Annotated in this window: 11 protein-coding genes; 9 read left to right on the forward strand and 2 right to left on the reverse strand. The window is 72.5% G+C overall.

Annotation, left to right across the window (positions count from 1 at the left end; translation table 11 throughout):
• Nucleotides 1–50 precede the first annotated feature (50 nt).
• Genes J5X75_RS38730 through J5X75_RS38740 form a run of 3 tightly spaced genes read left to right on the forward strand, consistent with a single transcriptional unit; the run spans nt 51 to nt 2,894 of the window.
• Complete coding sequence (locus J5X75_RS38730) at nt 51–1,163, forward strand: AI-2E family transporter (RefSeq protein ID WP_208472694.1); 1,113 nt, start codon at nt 51–53, stop codon at nt 1,161–1,163.
• 48 nt (nt 1,164–1,211) lie between these two features.
• A complete protein-coding gene (locus J5X75_RS38735; RefSeq protein ID WP_208472695.1) occupies nt 1,212–1,802 on the forward strand; it encodes a sigma-70 family RNA polymerase sigma factor in 591 nt (196 codons plus the stop codon).
• Between the two features lie 57 nt (nt 1,803–1,859).
• The gene (locus J5X75_RS38740; RefSeq protein ID WP_208472696.1) at nt 1,860–2,894 is read left to right on the forward strand and encodes a maleylpyruvate isomerase family mycothiol-dependent enzyme; all 1,035 of its coding nucleotides are present in this window, start codon (nt 1,860–1,862) and stop codon (nt 2,892–2,894) included.
• Between the two features lie 44 nt (nt 2,895–2,938).
• On the opposite strand, the gene J5X75_RS38745 is transcribed toward J5X75_RS38740, so the two are convergent.
• Entirely contained in the window at nt 2,939–3,775 is an 837-nt protein-coding gene (locus J5X75_RS38745) for an alpha/beta hydrolase (RefSeq protein ID WP_208472697.1), read from the reverse strand.
• Between the two features lie 202 nt (nt 3,776–3,977).
• On the opposite strand from J5X75_RS38745, the gene J5X75_RS38750 reads away from it, so the two are divergent.
• The 5 genes from J5X75_RS38750 to J5X75_RS38770 all read left to right on the forward strand — a co-directional run bounded on the left by J5X75_RS38750 (nt 3,978) and on the right by J5X75_RS38770 (nt 12,788).
• Complete coding sequence (locus J5X75_RS38750; protein WP_208472698.1) at nt 3,978–4,706, forward strand: MBL fold metallo-hydrolase; 729 nt, start codon at nt 3,978–3,980, stop codon at nt 4,704–4,706.
• An 85-nt stretch (nt 4,707–4,791) separates the two neighbouring features.
• A complete protein-coding gene (locus tag J5X75_RS38755; RefSeq protein ID WP_238490723.1) occupies nt 4,792–9,921 on the forward strand; it encodes a diguanylate cyclase in 5,130 nt (1,709 codons plus the stop codon).
• Nucleotides 9,922–9,950: 29 nt separating this feature from the next.
• Nucleotides 9,951–10,667, forward strand: coding sequence for a M15 family metallopeptidase (locus J5X75_RS38760; protein ID WP_208472700.1), 717 nt, complete (start codon nt 9,951–9,953; stop codon nt 10,665–10,667).
• A gap of 116 nt (nt 10,668–10,783) precedes the next feature.
• Nucleotides 10,784–11,407 (forward strand): alpha/beta fold hydrolase, encoded by a 624-nt coding sequence (locus J5X75_RS38765; RefSeq protein ID WP_208472701.1) that lies wholly within the window; start codon nt 10,784–10,786, stop codon nt 11,405–11,407.
• 409 nt (nt 11,408–11,816) lie between these two features.
• Complete coding sequence (locus J5X75_RS38770; RefSeq protein ID WP_307798548.1) at nt 11,817–12,788, forward strand: TerC/Alx family metal homeostasis membrane protein; 972 nt, start codon at nt 11,817–11,819, stop codon at nt 12,786–12,788.
• Nucleotides 12,789–12,797: 9 nt separating this feature from the next.
• Here J5X75_RS38770 and J5X75_RS38775 read toward each other — a convergent pair whose 3' ends face one another.
• Nucleotides 12,798–15,989 (reverse strand): PAS domain S-box protein, encoded by a 3,192-nt coding sequence (locus tag J5X75_RS38775; RefSeq protein WP_208472703.1) that lies wholly within the window; start codon nt 15,987–15,989, stop codon nt 12,798–12,800.
• Nucleotides 15,990–16,059: 70 nt separating this feature from the next.
• Here J5X75_RS38775 and J5X75_RS38780 point away from each other — a divergent pair, with 70 nt between their 5' ends.
• The gene (locus J5X75_RS38780; RefSeq protein ID WP_307798550.1) at nt 16,060–18,081 is read left to right on the forward strand and encodes an ATP-binding response regulator; all 2,022 of its coding nucleotides are present in this window, start codon (nt 16,060–16,062) and stop codon (nt 18,079–18,081) included.
• Nucleotides 18,082–20,558 lie beyond the last annotated feature (2,477 nt).

Here is a 20,558-nt window from a genome sequence, read left to right on the forward strand (position 1 = left end):
CCGCACGCCTCGGCGCGCGGTCCCGTGCACGGGTTCCTTAGGGTGATCACATGGGACCCGGTCTGAACTCCAGGAAAGCGCGCGGCGCGCTGCGCTCGTCGGCGAGCATCTCACTCCAGATGCTGCTGGTCCTGCTCGCCACCTGGGTGACGCTCTGGCTGCTCGGCAAGGCCTGGCCGGTTCTCTGGCCGGTGGTCATCGCCCTGCTGCTCACCACGCTGACCTGGCCCCCGGTCCGGTTCCTGCGCCGCCACAAGTGGCCGCCCGCGCTCGCCGCCACCCTGGTCACGCTGCTCTTCCTGGTCGTCGCGATCGGCACGCTGGTCGGCATCGCGGTGCCGGTCGGCGCCAAGTCCGGCGAACTGGCCGACCAGGTCGTCGCCGGCATCGCCGAGCTGCGCGACTGGGCCGCCGGGCCGCCGCTGAACATCAGCGACGACCAGGCCAACGAATACCTCAACACCGCGGTCGACAAGCTCCAGGCGAGCGTCGGCAGCATCGCCACGGCCACCCTGAACGGCGTCGGCTCGGTCTTCAACGGGCTGGTCAACACGATTCTCGCGCTGTTCCTGATGTTCTTCTTCCTCAAGGACGGGCCGCGCTTCCTGCCCTGGCTCAGCCGCCAGCTGCCGGGCCGGCTCGCCACCGACGTACCCGCAGTCGCCGGCCGCAGTTGGGACGCGCTCGGCTCGTTCGTCCGCTCGCAGGCGCTGGTCGGCATGATCGACGCGGTGCTGATCGGCATCGGACTGTTCGTTCTCGGGGTGGACCTGTGGCTGCCCCTGGCCGTGCTCACCTTCGTGACCGCGTTCGTGCCGATCGTCGGCGCGCTCTTCGCCGGCTTCGTCGCGGTGGTCATCACCTTCGTCACCAACGGCGGGACCGACGCGCTCATCGTGCTGGCCATCATCGTCGCGGTGCAGCAACTGGAGGGCAACGTCTTCCAGCCCATGGTCCAGAGCCGCGGGCTCGGCCTGCACGCCGGCGTGGTGCTGCTCGCGGTCACCCTGGGCAGCAGCCTCTACGGGATCGTCGGGGCGCTGCTGGCCGTACCGGTCGCCGCCCTGCTCGCGGTCCTCTGGAACTACCTGCGCGAACAGCTCACCGACCGGCCCGTCCCGGTCCCCGAACCACGATCCGCCGAATCGGCGACCGTCGATTAAGTGGGCGCCGAGGGCTAGAGTGTGGCCGGTGAGGGCCGGGTGAGCGTCGTGGCGCGACAGGAGACCGTCCTCGCCGACGACACCCGGCTCCGCGACCGGCTCGTCTTCGGCGACGAGGACGCCTTCGGCGAGCTGTATGAGCGGTTCAGCGCGCTCGTCTACACCGTCGCGGTCCGGGTCACCCGGGACGAGCGCGCCGCCGAGGACGTCACCCAGGAGGTCTTCCTCTCCGTCTGGCAGCGCCCGCTCGCCTTCGACCCGGCCAAGGGCACCCTGCGCGGATGGCTCGCCATGCTCGCCCACCGGCGGGCCGTCGACCTGGTCCGGCGCGAGGAGACCCACCGGCGCTCCACCCAGGACGGCAAACTCAGCGCGGAGGCCCTCAGCCGCGGCGACCCGGTCGGCGACCAGGTCGAGGACGCCGACGCCACCCGGCGGCTCCGGCTCGCGCTGGGCACCCTGCCCGAACACCTGCACACCGTCATCTCCCTGGCCTATCTCCAGGGACGCACCTACCGTGAGGTCGCGGCCGAGCTCGGCCTGCCCGAGGGCACCGCGAAATCCCGGCTCCGCGAAGGGTTACGGCGATTGACCGTGGCGTTGAGTGGAAATCACGCTCACGACCCGGAGGAACAATGAGCGAGCTTGCGAGTGAATCATCGGGCTCAGTCTTGCGAGCGCGGCGGAGGTGACGCCATGACCGGCACCGACAGCCACGAGATCGTAGCCCCGCTCGTCGCGGCCTGGGCCCTCGACGCCTGCCCGCCCGACGAGGACGGCCTGGTCCGTGAGCATCTCGACCGCTGCGACGTCTGTGCCGCCGAGGCCCGCGCCCTGCGTGACACCGTCGCCGACCTCGGCGGGACCCACCGGCGGCCCCCGGCCGGGCTCGCCGCCCGGTTGCGGTCCGCGGCGCCCGTCCGGCGGCGTCCGGCGCCCGCCGCTCCGGGGTACGCGCAACCGTACGCGGCCCAGGTGGCGGCGCTCGACCTGCTGCTCACCGGGCTCGACGAGGACCACTGGGGGCGGATCGCGGCGTACGGCGAGTGGAGCGTCCACGACCTGCTCGCGCACCTCACCGCCACCGACAGCCTGATCGCGGCCGCCCTCGGGGTCGCCGTCGACCCGCCGCTGGCGCCGGGATCGGATCCGGAGTCGCGTACCAGAGAGGTGTTGGCCTTCGCCCGGTCCCGCACCGCCGAGCAGGCGCGGCACGCCTGGCGTGCCCAGGCCGAAGCCCTGTGCGGCGCCCTGCTCGCCGGCCCCGCGCCGACCGGGACGATCGCCGTCGGCTGGGCCATGCCGGTGCCGGACGCCCTGGTGGCGCGGGCTTTCGAGACGTGGATCCACAGTGAGGACATCGGCGGCGTGCTGGCCCGGCCCACCGTCACGCCGCTGCCCGAACACCTCAACCCGATGGCCGACCTGGCCGTCCGGACCCTGCCGCTGGCCACCGCCACCCGGGTCACCGCGCCGGAGGGCCGCCACGTCCGGCTGCACCTCACCGGTCCCGGCGGCGGCACGTGGACCGTTCCGGTGGCCCCGCCGGCGCCCGGCTCCACGCCGCCGGCGTCGCTCGTGCCGGACGCCGAGGTCACCGCCGACATCGTCGAGTTCTGCCGTCTGGTCGGCGACCGTCGCCGGCCGGAGCAGCTCTCCGTCAGCATCGCCGGCGACACCCGTCTCGGTCTGGAGTGGCTCGCCGCCGCCCCCGCCCTGGCCGTCCCCTGACTCCCCCAGCCGGCTGAGCGCCCGGAGACGGCGCCGAGAACCGGCTAGCGCAGGTGGCGGTCGAGGAAGGCCAGGCCCTCGTGGACGAGCGGGGCCAGGTCGGCGCCGACGAAACAGTGGTCGGCGCCGGGCACGATGCGCAGTTCGGCGGGGGCGCCCACCGCGGTGAGGCGTTCGTGCAGTTCCCGGCTCTGGCCGACGGGCACCACCCGGTCCTGGTCGCCGTGCACGAGCAGCAGCGGCGGCGCGTCCGGGGAGACGTAGCTGACCGGGCTGGCGGCGGCCGACTCCTTCGGCATCTCCTGGACCGGGCCGCCGACGAGCCGGCTCTCCGGGGAGTCCGGGGCGTCGTGGTCCTGGAGGCCCTGCGGGTGGTTCTGGGCGGCCATGGTGAGCAGGTTGCCGGGCGCGTACCAGAGGACGCCGGCCCGGACCGCGTCCGAGACGGCGGGATCGTGGTCGCCGACCGTGGGATCGTCGCCGGTGAGCGCGACCAGCGCGGCCAGATGGCCGCCCGCCGATTCGCCCCAGATCGCGAAGCGGCGCCGGTCGAGCCCCAGGTCGGTGGCGTTGCGGCCGAGCCAGCGGACGGCGGCTTTGACGTCGTGCAGCGGCGCCGGGAAGGTGGCTTCGGCGCTGAGCCGGTAGGTGACGCGGGCCAGCGCGTACCCGGCGGCGAGGATCCGGTCGCCGATGCGGGCCGGGGCGAGCTGGGGCCCGTCGTGCTTGTTGGTGCCGTAGCGCCATGCCCCGCCGTGCACCCAGATCACCAGCGGCAGCGGGCCGTCGCCGGGCGGGCGGAACAGGTCGAGGGTGATGGGCCGGTAGCCGGGGTGCTCGGCGACGATCGCGTCGATCACCGGGGTCGGTTGCCGTAACACGAGATCCCCCTGCTCAGAATCGGGTGTCCCGGGGCGGCGCCGGGCGGTCGCCGACCGTGGGACAGCCGGCCGGACGAGGTCAAGGTGCCCGCCTCCGGCTCGGGAAAACCAGCGTCATGGGCTCAGCATGCCCGGCGCGACCGGTTTCGTGTGTACCGCTGTCCGGTGTGCGACCGGCCCCGCGATGCGCTAAAGATGTTCTATGAGTGACCTCAGGCTCAACCGCAGACTGCTGCTGACCGGGGGCTCCGGTGTCCTCGGGGTGACCGTTCTGAACACCGTGACGGGGTGTTCGTCCGCCGATCCCACGGGGACGCCGTCGGCGGCCGCTCCACCGCCGGGCCTGACCGGTGACTGGCGCCGGGTCGACCTCTCGTTCGTCTCGGTCTACCTGCTGGTCCGCGGCAAGGAGGTGGCCGTCGTGGACACCGGCACCCCGGGGTCGGAGACGTCGGTGGAGGCCGGCCTGAAGGCGGCCGGCCTGGGGTGGGACTCGGTCCGGCACGTGATCCTCACCCACCAGCATCAGGACCACGCGGGCGGCCTCGCCGCGATCGCCCCGCTGGTCGGCGCCACCCTGTCCGCCGGTGCCGCGGACGTGGCGGCGATCGACGCCGCGGGCAAGACGCTGACCCCGCTCAAGGACGGCGACGAGGTGTTCGGCTTGCAGATCATCGGCACTCCGGGGCACACCCTGGGCCATGTGTCGATCTTCGAACCGGGGACCGGGGTGCTGGTGACCGGCGACGCGCTGCGCAACCAGAACGGGCTGGAGGGCTCCGCGCCGCAGTACACGGCGGACGCCACCCTGGCCGCCGCGTCGGTGAAGAAACTGGCCGGCCTGGAGGTGAAGACGATCCTTCCCGGTCACGGCGAGCCGTTGACCACCGGGGCCAAGGAGGCGCTGCAGAAGCTCGCGGCGTCGCTCTGAGACTCGTTCAGCAATGCCCGTTTCCGGCCGAAGAGGTTTTCGTGACGCCGGACGCGAAGTGAAGGTTCCCGTGACGGATACAGGGTTGACCGGCCTCGAGGTGGTCGACGAGCTCGGCCGTGGCGCGTTCACGATGGTGCACCGCGCCCGGCGGGGCGACCGCTGGTACGCGCTGAAGCGCCCGCTCGCCGACGCCGCCGAGTACCCGCGGATCCGGACCGAGTTCGCCCGCGAGGCGGCGCTGCTGGCCTGCATCGACGATCCGGCGGTGGTGCGGGTCTTCGCGGTCGGCGACCTGGACGGCGTACCGGCTCTGGTGCTGGAGCATCTGCCCGGCGGCACCCTCGCCGACAAGCTGGCCGGTGGGGTGCTGGCCGAGGAGTGGGTGGTCGCCCTGGCCGCCCGGCTGGCCCGGGGCCTGGCCGCCGCGCACAGGCTCGGGCTGGTGCACCGCGATCTCAAGCCGGGCAACATCATGGTCGGCAAGGATCAGCCGGCCAAACTGATCGACTTCGGTCTGGCGCAGCTCGGCGAGGAGACCGGGCCGTCGGATCAGGCGGTCGGCACCTTCCTGTACTCGTCGCCGGAGCAGTCCGGGATGCTCAAGCGCCCGGTCGACGGCCGCTCCGACCTTTACTCCCTGGGCGTGGTGCTCTACGAGTGCCTGGCCGGGCGGCTGCCGTTCGAGACCGAGGACGTCGGCGAGCTGCTGCGCCTGCACCTGGCCGCCCCGGTCCCGGATCTGGCGGTGCTGCGCCCGGGCATCAGCCCGGCGCTGGCCGAGGTGGTGTACCGGCTGCTCGCCAAGGACCCGGACGACCGCTTCCAGGACGCCCGGTCGCTGCTCGACGCTCTGCGTGACTGTCCGGGCGGACCGGCCACCGAGCAGTCCGCGGTGGGCGCGTGGCCGCTGCGCGGCCGGGCCGCCGAGACGGAGCGGCTGACCCGCCGCTGGGAGCGGGCACGCGCCGGGCACGGCGGGGTGGCGGTGATCCGCGGCGGGCCCGGTTCCGGCCGGACCCGGCTCGCCGAGCAGCTGGCCGCCGAGGCGGAGGCAGCCGGATTCCCGATGTTCTGGGCCACCTGCCGGGAGGGCGAGGCGACCCCGCTGTCGGCGGTCCGGGAGGGCGTACGGAACTGGCTGGCCGGGGTCCGCCGGCTGCCCACGTCCCGGCGCACGGCGGTCGAGCGGCTGGCGACGGAGGCGGCCGCGGCGGCCGGGCCGCGCCTGCTGGCCCGGATCTCCGGCGAGCTGGGCTCCCCCGGCGCCGACGCCGCGCCGGCCGGCGGTGACGAGCACGTGCTCGGCGCCGGAACCACCTTCCTGAGCGAACTGGCCACCCGCAGCGGTGGGCTGCTGCTGGTCATCGACGACGCCCAGCATCTGGACTCGGGCTCCCGGCAGCTGCTCGAGAAACTGGCCGCCGACCTGGCCGGGCTGCCGGCGTTGGTGCTGCTCACCTCCCCGGACGGGGCCGGTGATCCGGCCGCCGGCCTGGACAGCCCCGGGATCACGGAGGTCGACTGCGGCCCGCTGTCCGGGCCCGCGGTCGCCGAGCTGATCGCGTCCCGGCTGCCCGGCGCGGAGGTGACCGGGGAGCTGGTCCGGCACGTCACGGCGCGGACCGACGGTACGCCCCTGGCCGTGGTCAGCTACCTGCTGCGGCTGCTCGACGCGGGTCTGCTGTGCCCGGTGTGGGGTGCCTGGCACCTGGACGTCGCCGGGGCGGACGCGCTGCCGGCGGTCGCCGACGTCCTCGATCTGCTCGCCACCCGCCTGACCGTGCTGCCGGCCGGCACGCTCGACCACCTGGCCGTCGCCGCGGTGGCCGGGGTCCGGTTCCGGGCCGCGACGCTGCTGGCGGTCGGCGACCCGGACCCGATGCTGGCCGCGCTGACGGCCGCGGCCGACCGGCACGTGCTGGAGCCGCGCCCCGACGGCTGGTACGCCTTCGTCCACCCCCAGCTGCGCGACGTGCTGCTGGAGCAGCTCGACGAGGACCGGCTGCGGCGGGTGCACGCCGAACTGGCCCGGGCCCTGGAGGCGCTGCCGGAGGAACTGCGGGACGAGGGGCACGCGTACGCGGTGGCCCGCCACTACGGCGCGGCCGGTGACGAGGTGCCGCCCGAGGCCCGCCGCCGCAGCGCCGCGCAGGCGGGCCGGCGTGCCCTGGCCGACCAGGCGCCGGACGAGGCGATCCGCTACCTGACCGAGGCGGTGGCCGGGGACCCGTCGCCGGACACCGGGCTGCTGCACGCGCTGGCCCAGGCCTATCTGCGGGCGGGCCGGCTGGAGCTGGCCGGGGAGGTGCTGGACCGGGCGCTGGCCGCCGAACCGGACCGGCTGGCGCGGGCCCGGCTGCTCACCACCCGCATCGAGCTGTACCACACGGTCTGGGACGACAGCCGGGCTCTGGAGGCGACCCGGGACGCGCTGGCCGAGCTGCGTAAGCCGTTGGCGGGCCGGGTGCTGCCCCTGCTGATCGCGTCGCTGCTGGTGGCGTTCATGGGCCGGCTGGTCCGGCGTACCCGGATCGGTTTCGGAACCGCGCGTGGCCGGCGCCGGGAGAACCTGGCCGTGCTCGCCGACGTGCTGGACGCCGGCGGCTATGCCGCCGCGCTCGGGTTGCGCCTGGCCGAGGCGGCCGCCCTGTCGTTGCGGGCGGTGTACGCGGTCAACCGGCTGGGCCCGTGTCCCGAGTACGTCCGCGTCTACGCCCTGATCGGCTACGTGACCGCGGTGATCAAGCTGCGGGCCACGAGTGAACGCTGCCTGCGCCGGGCCGCGGCGGCGGCCGCCGGCCTCGACGACCCGGGGCTGGGCGCGTACGTGGAGTGGATGCGCGGCTGCGCCCTGATGATCGGCGGCGCCGACGACGGCAGCATCTGGGAGAGGACCACCACCCGCAACGCCCGCTGGTACGTTCCGGCCCAGCTGATCCCCGGCTACGCCACCCTGTCGATGCGCTATCTGCTGCGCGGCTACGTGGAGGAGAGCGCCCGCGAGTACGAGCGCGGCATGCACAACCTGCCCGACCGGGAACAGGTGCTGGGCACCTCGCTCGGCATGCTGAGTGTGATGATCCCGGCCGGGCAGAGCCGGTTCGGTGAGGCCGCGGCGGCGCTGAAGCGGCTGCGCGCGGCGTTCCCGCCGGGCACCGGCACCCGGGTCCAGCGGGCCAACATGCTGACCGCCGCCGCCTGCTTGCTGATCGAGCAGGGCGACGTGGGGCCGCAGCTGGAGGAGGTGATCGCCGAGTTCCACGCGCTCAAGCTGCGCCGCGCCGAGATGCTGCCGCAGCACCGGTGGTTCTTCATGTACCAGGCGCACGGCCGGCTCCTCCAGTTCCGCTTCGCCTCGGACGCCGACCGGCCGGCCCGGCTCACGGAGGCCAAGAAGGCGGTCCGGGCGCTGGGCCGGGTCGGCGGCACCCCGATGCTGCGCTGTGTGCACCTGACCACGAAGGCGTCCTGGCACCTGGCGGCCGGCGACCCGCAGCGCTGCCTGCGGTTCGCCGACGAGGCGGAACGGCGGCTGCGGAAGGTGGACGCGCCGTTCATCCAGTACGAGGTGTTCCGGATCCGGGCCCGGGCGATGCGCGCCCTGGGCATGGCCAACGAGTCGGACCGGCAGGCCCGGTTCGCGCTCAGTATGGCGATGTTCCACGGCTGGGAGCAGCGGCGCCGGCAGACACGTGCCGAGTTCGGCGTCGACGAGGGTGCCGGCACCCATCGGCGGACCGTGGCGGACCGCCGCCCGGCGGCCGGCCGCAACCGGCATCTGGAGGCGTTGCAGCAGGTCGGCACGGCCGCCGCGACCATCCTGGACCCGCAGCAGCTGGCCAGCGTCGCGCTCGACGAGATGCTGCGCATCCTCGGCGCCGAGCGGGCGGTGTTCTTCCTGCTGGACGAGGCCGGCGAGCCGGTCCGGTACGCGGCCCGGGACGCCTCCGGGGATCTTCCGGAGAGCGACGAGTACGCGTCCACGCTGGTCCGCCGGGTCGCCGGCGCCGGGGAGCCGCTGGTGGTCGCCGGCACCGAGCAGGGCGCCGCGCTCGGTTCGCGCAGTGCCGTGGTGCACGGGCTGCGCAGCATCCTGATCGCGCCGGTCCAGTTCAAGGGCCGGATGGTGGCGATCGTCTACCTGGACAGCCGGCTCGCCCGGGGTGTCTTCACCGACGACGACGTCGCCGTGCTGACCGCGGTGAGCAGCCACGTCGCCGTGTCGCTGGAGACCGCGCGGGCGGCGCAGCTGCACTCGCAGGTGCAGGCCGCCCGGCAGCAGCAGGCGCTCGCCGAGATGCTGCGGGCCAGCCTGGCCGAGATGAGCGCCATCCTGGAGCCGGACCGGCTGCTGTGGCATCTGTGCGGCACGCTGCGGACCCAGCTCGGCGCGACGGCCGGATGCCTGATCAGCACCGGCGGCGAGGTGCTCGAGGTGGTCGGCGCCGCGCCCGCCGAGGCGGTCGGGACCATGGTGCGGCTCACCCCGGGCGACACGCCCGAGCTGCTCGGGCTGGAGGAGACCGCGGGGGTACGCGAACGCGTGCTCGGCGGCGCACCGAGGGCGCTGACCGTTCCTCTGGTGGGGCGGGACGGCCCGGTCGGGTTGGTGCTGCTCGGCGGCTCCGGGCTCGACGGGACCAGCCGTCAGGTGGCGGGCGCGCTGGCCACCCAGGGCATGACCGCGTACGAGAACGCCCGCCTGTTCAGCCGGGTGCAGGAGCTGGCCACCACCGACGAGCTGACCGGGCAGCACAACCGGCGGCACTTCTACGCGATCGCCGGCGCCCTGGTGCAGGCGGCCGCCCGCAACAGCCGTCAGCTGGCGGCGGTCATGCTGGACATCGACAAGTTCAAGGCGATCAACGACACGTACGGGCACGGCGTCGGCGACGAGGTGATCCGTACCGTGGCCGCCCGGATCCGGAACCGGCTGCGCCACTCGGACGTGCTCGGCCGCTACGGCGGCGAGGAGTTCGCCGCGGTCCTGCCCGACCACGGCGGCCACGCCGAAGAGCTGGCCGACCGGATCCGCCTGGCGGTCGCCGGCGAGCCGGTGCTCACCCAGGCGGGCCCCCTGCCGGTGACGATCAGCGTGGGCCTGACCAGTCTGGGCCCGGGCGACACCACGCTGGACGAGCTGCTGGCCCGCGCCGACCACGCCCTCTACCGGGCGAAGGAGGCCGGCCGCAATCGCGTCATGTCCGACTGAGGGCGCCCGGCCGGGAAGACTGGACAGCTGTGATCCGACTGCTCGCCGCCCTGCTCCTGCTTCCGCCCGGCCCGCCGGTGCACGTCGTCCGGCCCGGCGACACCCTCTCCAGTGTCGCCGCCCGCTACGGTCACCGCGTCGCCGACCTGCGGAAATGGAACGGTCTGCGGACGCTTCCGGTGGACGGCATGCTGCGGCTCACCCCGCCCGCCGCCCCGCTGCCCGGCTGGCGCACCCGGGTCGAGCGGCTCACCGCCCCGGAACCGGCACGCTGCCCGCTGCGCGCCACCGAGCTGCGCCGCATCTGGGTCCGCTACCTCGGCTTCGACGGCCGCGCCCACGACGGCCACCTCACCATGCACCGCACCCTCGTGCGGCCCACCCAGCGGGCGTTCGCCGGCCTTTACCGCCGCCGCTTCCCGATCATGGCGATGCCCCCGGCCGTCGTCCCGGACCCCACGGTGCTCACGCTCGGCTACGAGTGCCGCTACGTGGCCGGCACGAAAACCTGGTCACAGCATGCGTACGGCCGGGCCTTCGACATCAATCCGCGGCAGAACCCGATGATCCGGGGCGACTACCTCGACCCGCCGAACAGCGCCGCCTGGCTGGCCCGCGACGCCCACCGCCCGGGCATGCTGCACGCGAACGGCGCGGTCACCGCCGTGACCCGCGAGGGCTTCACGTGGGGCGGCCACTGGACCACCTTGAAGGACTACATGCATTTCAGCACCACCGGCCGCTAGAGACCTGGTCAGAGTACGTACGGGGGACGTGCGGAGATCAATTTCGGGGAATGTTTGGTGTGGCGCCGGGTAAGGCTGCATGTTTGGGATCCCCCCGATTCAGGAAGACCCACGCCGTGCATCCTCAACCCCCGCGCCGCACCACCCACGCCTACGGAACCCCGAAGAATCTGCTCGTCTACGACCGCTGGGGCGGCTACGGCCGCCCGGTGGTCCTGTTGCACGGCCTGTTCTACGACCGCACCATCTGGTGGCCGGTCGCGGCCGAGCTGACCGGCCCGTGCAGTGTCATCGCCGTGGATCTCCCCGGTCACGGCCAGTCCGCCGAGCGCGGCGACAACGACCTGGACGCGCTCGCCCGGGATCTGGCCGTGCTGGTCCGCGACCTGCAACTGCACCGCGCCCCGGTGCTGGTCGGCCAGGGTGAGGGCGCGCTGCTGGCGGAGGCGTTCGCGGCCGCCTACGCGACCCGCGCCGTGCTGACCTTCGACGAGCCGGCCTTCGACGAGCCGGCCGAGGCGCCACCGGAGAGCCCGGAGCCGCACGAGGGCGACGCCGACCTGGCCGGGGTGCCGGCGGCGTACCGCCAGTTCGCGGTGCCGCGCGGGGATCGGCGGCTGCGGGACGCGTACCGGTGCTGGTTCTCCCGGGGAGTCCCGGCGCGAGCCGCGAAACGGCCCGGTTTTCCGCATCTGCGCGCGCCCGCGCGTTTCGCCGCCACCCTGCGCGACCTGATCTGAGCCGCGACGGCGGATCAGCCGTGCCGGCGCCGGCGGCGGTGCCGGTGATGGGGTGACGACAGCGCCGCCATGCTGATCAGCATGCAGAGGATCAGCAGGCTGCCGAGCACGATCTCGACGAGCATCGCGGACCTCCTCGGGGCCGCCGGCGGCTGCGATGAGCTGCCGGAATCCCACCGTCCCCCCGGTGGCGGCGGCCGTCAACCGAAACGGCGGAATCCATGGTTGGCATGGTGTGCCGGGCCGGGTCTGCCTATGCTGCCCCCGAGGGGAGTACCTCCACGGGAGCGTGGCGGTCACCACGGGCACGCGGACGTGCCCTCGTGCGTTCGCCCGGCGTGCGGCGGGTTCGCCCGATGTGCGCGGGTGAGGGAGACCTCGGACGATGACACGTGTCCGAGGGGGCCCTGTGCTCGATCTTCCGTCCATCGCGTCGCCGCAGCTCTGGGCGATCAGCATCGCCGTTCTGCTGTGCCTGCTCGCCGCCGATTTCGCGATCACCCACCGCCCCCACGACGTGGGGATGCGCGAGGCGGTCGGCTGGTCACTCTTCTATCTCGCGCTTCCGGCCGCGTTCGGGGTCCTTCTCTGGCAGGTGTACGGGCAGCGCCCGGCCGTCGAGTTCTTCACCGGTTACGTGGTGGAGAAGTCGCTGTCGGTCGACAACCTGTTCGTCTTCATGCTGTTGCTGGCGGCGTTCGCCGTACCTCCGCGCCTGGCGCAGCGGGTGCTGCTGTACGGGATCGCCGGCGCCCTGGTGCTGCGGGCCGTCTTCATCGCGGCCGGCGCCGTCGTGCTGCGCAGCGGGGCGTGGGCGTTCCTGCTGTTCGGGGCGGTGCTGCTGGCGACCGCGGTGAAGGTGTTCCGGGAGGCGATGCGCCACGAGGAGTACCGGGTCGACATCGACACCATGCGCAGCGTGCGGCTGATGCGACGGCTCATGCCGGTGACCGGCGGCTACCACGGCGGCCGGCTGACCGTGGTGGAGCGGGGGCGGCGCGCGCTCACCCCGCTGGCACTCGTGGTGGTGGCCGTCTTCATGACCGATCTGGTGTTCGCCGTCGATTCGGTGCCGGCCGTCTACGGCGTGACCGAGGACCCGTACCTGGTGTTCGCGACGAACGCGTTCGCCCTGCTCGGTCTGCGGGCGCTGTATTTCGTGCTGCACAACGTCCTGGACCGGCTGCGGCACCTCAACTACGGGCTCGCCGTCATCCTCGCCTTCATCGGCGTGAAGCTGGTGCTGCACTGGGCGCACGGTGTCTGGCCGGGCGTGCCGGACATCCCGACCGACGCGTCGCTCGCGGTCATCGGCCTGACCCTGGCCACCGTGACCGTGACCAGCCTCTACGCCGACCGCCGGGAACGTGTCGGCACCTGACCGGCGTCGCTATCCGCCGCCGGCCCGCACCGGGCGCCGCCGGATCTGGTCGGCGGCGTCGCGGACCGTCAGGATCAGCGGGCGGGCCTCGGTGTAGGCGGTCACGGCGGCGTCCACGTCACCGGCGCGGGCCGCCGACTCGATCCGGCCGCAGGCGGCCGTCGCCGGGCCCGCGCCGAGGTTCGCCAGCACCCCCATGAGCTGGTGCGCCTCGGTACGGGTGGCGCCGGTGTCGTCGAAGGCGAGGGCGTGCTCGATCCGGTCCAGGTGTTCCGGGATCTTCGCCGAGAGGGTGGCGAGCAGTCCGGCCAGCGCGCCGGCGGTGGCCGCCGGGTCGGGTCCGCGCAGGTGGTCCAGCCGCCGCTCGATCTCCGCCGTCACCTCGGCGAGGTCCGGCGGCGTCGCCTGTGCCCAGTGGTCCAGCACGCGGGCGACGGCCACCGGGAGGAGCGGCTTGGCCAGATGCTCGTCCATGCCGGCGGCCAGGCAGCGGGCCCGGTCCTCGGCCAGGGCGCTGGCGGTGAGCGCGATGATCGGCACGTGCCGGCCGGGCGGCTCACGGCGGCGGATCTCCTCGGTCGCCTGGTAGCCGTCCATCTCCGGCATCAGGCAGTCCATGAGGACGGCCTGGTAGTCGCGGCTCAGGGCGCGGTCCACCGCCTCCCGGCCGTTGACCGCCACGTCGGCCGTGTAGCCGAGGTTCGCCAGGATGCCCAGCGCGACCGTGCGGTTGATCTCGTTGTCCTCGACCACCAGCAGGTGACCGCGGCCCGGCGGATTCCCCGCGACCGTGCCGACCACGCCGTCGCCGTCGACCTCGCTCAGCACCCCGGCCAGCGCGTCGAACAGCTGTGCCTGCCGCAGCGGCTTGGCGAACGCCCCGGACACCCGCTGGTCCGTCTCGCTGGGCAGGTGACCGGGGTCGGCGGCGAGCAGGACGGTCTTCGGCACCGGGCAGCCGGCCGGCACCAGCCGCTCCACCGGGGTGCTCTCGACGCCCGCGATGACCAGGTCGACGGGACGTCCCGCGGCGGCCGCCTCGGCCAGCGCCCGGGTGACGGCGTCCTCGTCGCCGACCCCGGTGGCGTCCATCGACCAAGCGCTGAGCTGCTCCATGAGGACGGTGCGGTCCTCCTCGTCGGTGTCCACGACGAGCACCCGCAGCCCGTCCAGGGAGTGCCGGTCGAACAGGTCCAGGCCCTCCCGGGCGGTCCGCAGGGTGATCGCGAACCAGAAGGTGCTGCCCTCCCCCGGCACGCTCTCCACGCCGATCCGGCCGCCCATCAGCTCCACCAGGTCGCGGCTGATGGCCAGGCCCAGGCCGGTGCCGCCGAACCGCCGCGTGGTGCTCGCGTCGGCCTGGGTGAACGCCTCGAACAGCCGCTCCCGCTCCGGCGCCGCGATGCCGATGCCGGTGTCGCGCACCTCGAACCGGATCGGTACGGCGTCCGGGCCGGCGGTGACCGTACGGTCCAGCGTCGCGGCGATCTCCACCCGGCCGTGCGGGGTGAACTTGACCGCGTTGCCGGCCAGGTTGAGCAGCACCTGGCGCAGCTTGCCGGGATCGCCGCAGACGGTGGCGGGCAGCTCCGGGTCGCAGTCGCCGCCGACGGTGACGGCCTTCTGGGTGTCCGGCGGGGCGACCAGCGCCACCACGTCGGTGATCAGCCGGGCCACCTGGAAGTTGGCGTCTTCCAGCAGCACCTTGCCGGCTTCCAGCTTGGAGAAGTCGAGGATGTCGTTGATCACCGAGAGCAGGGCCGATCCGGCGGCGCCGATGCCCTCGGCGTACCGGCGCTGCCGTTCGTCCAGCGGGGAGCCGAGCAGCAGGCTGGTCAGGCCGATCACACCGTTCATCGGCGTACGGATCTCGTGGCTCATCGAGGCGAGGAACTGCGCCTTCAGGCGGGCCGCCTCGATGGCCTGGTCGCGGGCCTCGGCGAGGGCCTGTTCGGTCTGCCGGCGGGCCGTGATGTCCCGGACGAAGCCGTGGTAGTGCGGGCTGTGGTCGTGCCGGATGCACCACATGGTCAGCTCGACCGGGATCTCGTGGCCGTCCCGGTGCCGCGCGGTGATCTCGGTCGGCCGGTCCAGCAGCCATTCGAGGCGGCCGTCCAGCAGCCGCAGCAGCGCCGGGTGGTACCGCTCCGGCAGGATCGTGCCGGTCACGTCCCGCCCGAGGATCTCCTCGCGCCGCCAGCCGAAGACGTGTTCGGCCTGCCGGTTCCACTCGGTGATCTCGCCGGCCGCGTCCATGGTGAAGAACGGGTCGCTGGCCGCCTGCATGATCATTTCCAGCTGTTCGCGCTCCACCCGGCGGCGCTGCTCGGCCTGGACCCGCGCGGTGATGTCGTGCGCCACGGTCGAGGCGCCGATCACCGCGTCGTCGGCGCCGCGCATCGGGGCCATGCTCAGCGACACCTCGATGACGGTGCCGTCCTTGCGCCGGCGGCGGGTCTCGAACCGGCTCAGGGCCTGGCCGCTGAGCACCCGGCCGAGCAGTTCCCGCTCCTCGCCGAGCCGGTCCGGCGGGAGCAGGCGGGTCATGTCGCTGCCGATCATCTCCTCGGAGGTGTAGCCGTAGAGGCTCTCGGCGCCCGGGTTCCAGGTCTTGATCGTGCCGTCCGGCGACTTGCTGACGATGGCGTCCTGGGAGGCCTCGACGATCGCGGCGAGCTGGGCGTTCTCGTGCGCCTGCGAGCGGCGGCCCGGCTCGGTCACGGCCAGCTCCGTCACCTCGGCACTCACCCCGAAGATCGCGTACGGCCGGTCGCGGTGATCGCGGAGCGTGTACAGGGTGGTGACGAACCGCCGGGTCCGGCCGGCGTCGGGGATCTCGTCCTCGAAGGCGACCGGGCCGTCCGCGGCGAGGGCCGCCCGGTCCCGGCGGCGGAACTCGTCGAGCCGGTCGGGCGGGTGCACGTCACGGTCGTAGCGGCCGGCGGCGCCGCCGTACGGGATGCCGTGGAACCGGTCGTAGGCGGCGCTGGTCAGCCGGTAGCGCCCGGTGAGGCTCTTCACGAACGCCGGCGTGCCGGTCTGGTCCAGGATCTCGGCGAGGTAGTGGTAGCGGTTCAGGTGGCGCCGGATCCGGCGGGCGGCCATCGTCAGGCCGCCGGCTGTGACGGCGCCGGCGGCCACCAGAGAGACGGCTCTCCCCAGCACGGCAGCACCCCCGAAGATCCGAATCTGTTTCAGCATCAACGTACATGCTTTACCCTTTATTACGGACATATCCTGATCAAACGCTTCTCTTCTCGAGGGAGCCGCGGTGGCGACAGTGATGGTCGTCGACGACGTAGCCGCCAACCGGGACATCGTGCGCATGCTGCTCGGCTTCCGAGGTCACGAGGTCATCGAGGCGAAGGACGGCGCCGACGCGCTCCGGCTGGCCCACGCCCACCACCCCGACGTGGTCGTCTCCGACGTGCTGATGCCCGGCATCGACGGCCTGGAACTGGTCCACCGGCTGCGAGCCGACCCGGACCGGGAGGCCGCCTCCGCGCCGGTCATCTTCTACACCGCCAACTACCTGGAACCGGAGACCCGGCCGCTGGCCGAGGCGTGCGGCGTGAGCCAGGTGGTGCTGCGCTCCCAGGACCCGGGCACCCTGCTCGACGCCATCGAATCCGCGCTGGCCGCCGGGCCGGTCACCGTCGACCTCGACACCGGCGAGAACTTCGCCCAGGCCCACCTGCACGCGGTCAACGCCAAACTGATCGAGAAGGTACGGGCGCTGCACGACACCGAACGCAGGTTCGAGGCGATGGCGGTGGCCTCCCCCGTCGGCATCGGCATCATCGACCGGCACGGACACGCCGACTACGTGAACCCGCGATTCGCCGAGATCCTCCAGACCCCGATCGACCGCCTCCTCGGGCACGGCTGGCTGGCCTGCCTGGACCGGCCCGCCCAGGACGCCGCCCTGGAACTGCTGCACGGCGCCGGCCCTGACACCGAACTGCGCTTCACCCACCGGATCACCCGGCCGGACGGCGAGATCCTCTCGCTGCGGGTGCACCTGCGGCACATCCACGACGGGGAGGACGGCCTGACCGGCGGCGTGCTGATGGTCGACGACGTCACCGACGTCACCCAGGCCGAGGAGCGGCTGCGGCAGGAGACCGAGCGACGGCAGGACGACGCCCGGACCCGCGACGCCGAACGCCTGCACGCCCTGCGCCGGATGGCCGGCGGCACGGCGCACGACTTCAACAACATCCTCGGCGCCATCCTCGGCTACGTGAACCTCGCCATCGAGTCGATCAACGACGGTCGCGCCGACGGCAGCATCCCCGCCGACACCGCGGAAAGCCTCATCGACGACCTGGCCCAGGTGGTCAAGGGCGGCGAACGCGCCCGCGGCCTCACCCAGCAGCTGCTGGCCTTCGGCCGCCGCGAGGTCAACCAGCCCACCGCCCTGGACATGAACGCGCTGCTGCGCGAAAGCGAGACGTCGCTGCGGGCGGCCGCCGGACCGGACACCGTCCTGCGGCTGGACCTCGGCAGCGGCCTGCCCACCGTCAAGGCCGACCCGGCGCAACTCACCCAGGTCCTGCGCAACCTGGTCCGCAACAGCGCCGAGGCGATGCCGGACGGTGGCGTCGTCACGATCACCACCTCGGCCCGGGACGACCGGGTGGCGGTCGAGGTCCGCGACACCGGCACCGGCATGGACGCCGAAGTCCGCGAACGCTGCTGCGAACCGTTCTTCAGCACCAAGTCGACCACCGGCACGGTCGGGCTGGGCCTGTCCACGGCACACGGCATCGTCAGCCAGGCCGGCGGCCAGCTCACCATCGACTCCCGGCCCGGGCAGGGCACCACCGTCACGTTCACCCTGCCCGCGATGGCCGGCGCCGCCCCCGCGGCCCCGCCGCCGAAAACCGCCCAGCAGGACCCGGCCGGCGGCGAGACGCTGCTTCTGGTCGACGACGAGGAGGCGGTGCTCCAGGTGACCGCCCGGATCCTCAGCGGCGCCGGTTACCGGGTGCTCACCGCGCCCGACGCCGGCGAGGCCCTGCGCCTGCTGGAACGACACGGCGGCGAGGTGGCGGCCCTGGTCACCGACGTGGTCATGCCCGGCATGAACGGCCGCCAACTGGCCCGCATCGCCGCCGGGCGACGGCCCGGCCTCTGCGTCGTCTTCGTCTCCGGGTACGCCGAATCACTCTTCGACGACCAGGGCAACAACCTGGAGCCCGGATCGACGATCCTGGCCAAGCCATTCGACCGCGACAAACTGGTCAACACGGTACGCACCGCCCTGGGAGCCGGCGTCAAATCCTCCTAGCGGCCCCCACCGCCGCCGAAGCCGCCACCAGGATCGGCCCACCGAACCCGACCTCGAAACCACATCGACTCGGAGATCACCACCCATATCCCGAACGGAATCAGACATTCCCGTTGACCTCGCCCATCAGCCGCAGCCGACCGAGAAGGATGCGAATGGGGCTAAGCGTCACAGCGACCGGTTCTTCTTCGAAAAGACGGCGTCAAACGGGACGGCCTGATCCCGCCATTCTTCACCAATCCCCCGACCATTTCAGGAAAGCGACCGGCGGCAAGCTATCCATCCCGTCAACCCCCGCCGAATCAGCCAGCTCACGAAAGCCGCCGGCAGCGAACTCCACAACCCCGCCAACTCCCGACCAGATCAGCCGGCTCAGGAAAGCCACCGCCGACGCCCTAACCCAAATCCCCCGACCAGATCGGCGGGACTCAGGGAAGCCATTGGCCGCAGGCTCCACAACCCAACAGCTCCCGACCGGACCGGCCCAACAAGTCCAGAAAGGCCACCGGCAGCGAGCTTTCCCAACCCCCAACAGTTCCCGACCGGACCGGCCCAACAAGTCCAGGAAAGCCACCGGCAGCGAGCTTTCCCAACCCCCCAGCAACCGCCGACCAGATCAGCCAGCCCAGGAAAGCCACCGACAGCGAACTCCCCAACCCCCATCAACCCCGACCCGGTCGGCCGGATCGGCGGCTGACGCGGACGCGCGACACTGGTTGACGAGCCCTGTGTTCGGTGACCTCTACATAGGTGCGGTTGCGTTCGGCGTGCTTGCCCGGCTTCGAGTGGTCGCACGCGGGCGCGATCGGCTCGCCCTCGTGGTCGGCGCGCATTATCGGCGGGCCGCTGCACTCGGAGGGGTTGACGGGCGCAGCTCCGTTCAAGCGATGGGCAGTCGCGTTCAGCGGGGTCGGTGATTTGATCAGCGAGTGCGCCCGCGGCGGTGGCGCCGGTCTGCTGAGCGAAGCCTCGCGGAGCGCCCGTCTCATCGGCGTATTCGTGCAGCTCAGGGACTCGATCTGCCAGGCAGCGCGTCGTGCGCGCACGGGGCGAGGCGCACTTTGGCCGGTCGAGTCGCTGCTCCGGTCGGCGGCCATTGGGCTGGATCATGCCGTAACCGATCAGCTGACCTTGTGCTGCCGACCGCTCGACCGGGTCCCTGCCGCTTCGTTCCGGAGTGGGCCGCGCATCGACCGAGCACGGCGCTGCGACGCTGCCCGACCGCACAGGCATGGCGCCTCGTTCCGGAGCAGGCCGCGCATCGACCGAACGCGGCACCGCGACGCTGCCCGGCCACACAGGCGTGACGCCTCGTTCCGGAGCAGGCCGCGCATCGACCGAACGCAGCACCGCGACGCTACCCGGCCACACAGGCGTGACGCCTCGTTCCGAAGTGGGACGTGCATCGACCGGGGTCGGCGGTGCGACGCCGTCCGTCCGGACGGACGTGGTGCTCTCCGGCACGCGGGCGGGTGACTGAGCCGCCTCGTCGCGGGAGTGGAGACGGCGGAGGCGCTCGGCGTGACGCCTGCGCAGACCCCAAATGCGGTGACGCTCGTGTGCACGACGGAATTGCTCAGCGGCCGGAGAATGGTTCCGGCGCACACTCCAGTCACGCATCCCGGAAATCTCTTCCTTGCTGAACAATTGGAGCTGCGGCATACCTCAATTCTCCTGCGTCGACGCGAGGAAGTGTAAGCCCCACCTCAAAGTTGATCATGCCAAATTTACTCGGCCCGGCATCAACATCTTCCCTCACCACTCCCGACTCGGAGACAATCCGGCGATTTGACAATTCGATGCTTGATGAAGATCGACTCCGCTTATGCGAGGTCGTGTGGTGCGGATTGCCTTGTAACGTGCCGGCGCTTCTCGCAAGTTCACTCGGCCCACCAGCATGCCGCGGTACCGGGTCAGGTCCCCAGGGCTCCGGCGAAGTCCGGGATAGGGCCAAAAGCGTCAGTGGATGATCGGCGGCGTCGCGGACGGCTGCCATGACGCGTGGGTCTCCGGTGCCAGTGCGAGACTCGCTGCCGCCCTTCGTCGTAGGTGACGTCACGAACCCAGCCAGCGGACGCCGGTCCGGGACGGACGCCGCTCCGGGACGGACGCCGCTCCGGGACGGATCACGGGACCGGGACGGATCACGGGACCGGGACGGAGCTGTCGTGGTGGGAACCTCGGCGAACCGTTCGGTGATTGCGGTGTGGGGCGGCCGGCGGCGATCGCTACCGCCGTGAGTGACGGGCCCTCACTGCCGGTTTCGGGCACGGATGGGAACGGTGTGCGGGGTGACGAGGAGAGCGGGGATGCCGCCGGTGCGGGTGTGAGCCACCTCGATTCGATCATCGGGGGGTGTCCCTATGGTTTCTGTCAAGCGGCGAGGGCGAGTCTTTCTGCCGGTTTGTGCTGGTACGGCGTATGCGTGCGGAGCATGGCGTGCAGGACGTCGACCCGGCGGCGGGCGAGGCAGATGA

The organism is Actinoplanes flavus, from assembly GCF_017592555.1.
GTDB classification, from domain to species: domain Bacteria; phylum Actinomycetota; class Actinomycetes; order Mycobacteriales; family Micromonosporaceae; genus Actinoplanes; species Actinoplanes flavus.

Coding starts and splice junctions, on each gene's coding strand:
- J5X75_RS38740 (WP_208472696.1), top strand. CDS start 1,860: ATGACCGGCACCGACAGCCACGAGATCGTAGCCCCGCTCGTCGCGGCC.
- J5X75_RS38775 (WP_208472703.1), bottom strand. CDS start 15,989: ATGCTGAAACAGATTCGGATCTTCGGGGGTGCTGCCGTGCTGGGGAGA.
- J5X75_RS38750 (WP_208472698.1), top strand. CDS start 3,978: ATGAGTGACCTCAGGCTCAACCGCAGACTGCTGCTGACCGGGGGCTCC.
- J5X75_RS38730 (WP_208472694.1), top strand. CDS start 51: ATGGGACCCGGTCTGAACTCCAGGAAAGCGCGCGGCGCGCTGCGCTCG.